The sequence below is a fragment of the Streptomyces sp. NPDC058469 genome (assembly GCF_042721125.1).
Taxonomy (GTDB): Bacteria; Actinomycetota; Actinomycetes; order Streptomycetales; family Streptomycetaceae; genus Streptomyces.
Genome location: NZ_JBHXME010000243.1, coordinates 9,999 through 12,148, shown reverse-complemented (window position 1 = coordinate 12,148; position 2,150 = coordinate 9,999). Strand labels below are relative to the sequence as shown.

Annotated in this window: 2 protein-coding genes and 1 pseudogene; 2 read left to right on the top strand and 1 reads right to left on the bottom strand. The window is 71.7% G+C overall.

Going from position 1 to position 2,150, the window contains the following annotated elements:
- Positions 1-94: pseudogene (locus ACFWP5_RS49380) on the bottom strand (phosphatase PAP2 family protein); the annotation flags it as partial.
- Positions 95-139: 45 nt separating this feature from the next.
- Between ACFWP5_RS49380 and ACFWP5_RS49375 the strand changes: the two are divergent.
- Both ACFWP5_RS49375 and ACFWP5_RS49370 read left to right on the top strand, forming a co-directional pair.
- Entirely contained in the window at positions 140-1,480 is a 1,341-nt protein-coding gene (locus ACFWP5_RS49375) for a DUF2252 domain-containing protein (protein WP_384172975.1), read from the top strand.
- A 261-nt stretch (positions 1,481-1,741) separates the two neighbouring features.
- Positions 1,742-2,053, top strand: a complete 312-nt coding sequence (locus ACFWP5_RS49370) for a hypothetical protein (RefSeq protein WP_384172972.1) — start codon at positions 1,742-1,744, stop codon at positions 2,051-2,053.
- Positions 2,054-2,150: the final 97 nt, after the last annotated feature.

Below are 2,150 nucleotides of genomic sequence, written 5' to 3'. Positions count from 1 at the left end.
CACACGCGCCCAGGGCGGCGCCCGCCAGCACGTCGCTCGGGAAGTGGACGCCGGTGTAGACGCGGGACATGGCGACCGAGAACGCGATCGGGGCGCCCCCGAAATGCACCCCCACACCCACCCGGTTTCACTGCGTAGCATGACCACACCGGCCGACCGAGCCGACCGGGGCCGAGCCGCGCGCAAACGCGTCCCCCGCTCCGCCCACGCCGGCTGGATCCCCTCCGTAGACCGCCCGGACCCAGTAGCCGTACTCGAACGACAGGGCCGGGACAGACTCCCGGAACTCCTCCCGATCCGGTACGGCCGCATGGCCGCCTCCCCCTTCGCGTTCCTGCGCGGCTCGGCCGCCGTGATGGCAGCCGACCTGGCGTCCCAGCCGCACACCGGACTCACCGTCCAGCTGTGCGGCGACGCGCACCTCCTCAACTTCGGCCTGTACGCCTCCCCGGAACGCGCCCTGCTCTTCGACCTCAACGACTTCGACGAGACGTTCCCGGGCCCGTTCGAGTGGGATGTCAAGCGTCTCGCCGCGAGCGTGGCCGTCGCCGGCCGCGAGAACGGCCACAGCGACGCGTTGGCCCACCGCGCCGCGCTGGAGGCGACAGCCGCGTACCGTACGGCCCTCCGCGGCCTGGCCCGCAAGGGCGAACTCGCCGTCTGGTACGAGCGGATCGACGCCGACAGCCTGCTGCCGCTGGTGCGTTCGGCCCGCCACCGCCGCCGGGTGGAGTCCAGCCTCACCCGGGCCCGCCGCCGCACCAGCCTGCACGCCGTGGGCAAGCTCACCGAGACCGTCGACGGCCGCCGCCGTATCGTCAACGACCCGCCCCTCCTGGAACCGGCCGGCGCCGCCGACATGGCCTCCCTGCGCAAGATCTTCAGCGACTACCGCTCCACGCTCTCCGAGGAACGCCGCCTGCTCCTGGACCGCTACCGCTTCGTCGACGCCGCCCGCAAGGTCGTCGGCGTCGGCAGCGTGGGCACCCGCTGCTTCATCGTGCTGCTCGCCGGCCGCGACCAGGACGACCCGCTGTTCCTGCAGATCAAGGAGGCGCGGAAGTCCGTACTGGAGGAGCACCTGCCGAACGGCCCGTACGTCCACCCCGGCCACCGGGTCGTAGCGGGCCAGCGCCTCCTCCAGGCGGCCAGCGACATCTTCCTCGGCTGGATGACCGGACCGCAGGGCCGCGCCTTCTACTGGCGCCAGCTGCGCGACATGAAGGGCTCCGCGGACGTCGCCGGCATGAGCCCGGAGGCCCTCACGGCCTACGCCCGCCTCTGCGGCACCGCCCTGGCCCGCGCCCACGCCCGCTCCGGCGACCGCATCGCCATCGCCGCGTACCTGGGCGCCGCCGACACCTTCGAACGCGCCGTGGCGGACTTCGCCCTGTCCTACGCCACCCAGACGACCGCCGACCACGCGGCCCTCGGCGCGGCCGTGGCGGCAGGCGTGGTCACGGCATCACCGGGCATCTGACACCGGCACAATCCCGACCGCCTGCTCGCAGCGACGCCGCAGGTGGAAAAGGAGATGCACACCGAGTGACCGACTCCCTACGCTGGAGACGCATTGCGGAGCAGGTCACCACCGCTTCTCGCAGGACAGGCGTCACCCTGCGGAGTCGGCGCTAGTCTCGGACGCACCCAACCCTCCGACGGTCGGCCGCCCACCCCCAGCGCCCTGTCGGAACACGTTCACACCGCTCAGACATCACACCCACGCCCACGGAGGCCCGTCATGGGCACCATCGTCATCTCCGGGACCGTCGTCCTGGTCGTCCTGGGATTCGGAAACCACGTCTGGTGGCTCGCCGCCGTCGCCGTGCTCTTCCTCTATCTGCGGTACGGCAGGGACTCGACGTCGTCCACGTCATCCTCATCCACATCGTCTACGTCGTCCTCGTCGGCCGGCGGTTCCTCTTCAGGAAGCACCCCGTCGAGCTACCGCGCGTACCGCGACCGCCGTGACAAGCAGGCCAAGTGGGAGCGCCGTTACCAGCGCGAGCGCCCCCTGGAGTCCCGTCGGCAGGCGCGTGAGAAGAGCAAGTGAGACGAGTAGGTGAGAAGAGCGAGTGAGACGCCCCCGGAGGGGGGACCCCGGGCGCCCGTCACAACCCGGGGGCGCCCCACACCGGGAACCACCGGCT

What these genes read in the sequence shown, in the direction of transcription:
- ACFWP5_RS49370 (WP_384172972.1), top strand. Translation starts at nt 1,742, where the DNA reads ATGGGCACCATCGTCATCTCCGGGACCGTCGTCCTGGTCGTCCTGGGA.
- ACFWP5_RS49375 (WP_384172975.1), top strand. Translation starts at nt 140, where the DNA reads ATGACCACACCGGCCGACCGAGCCGACCGGGGCCGAGCCGCGCGCAAA.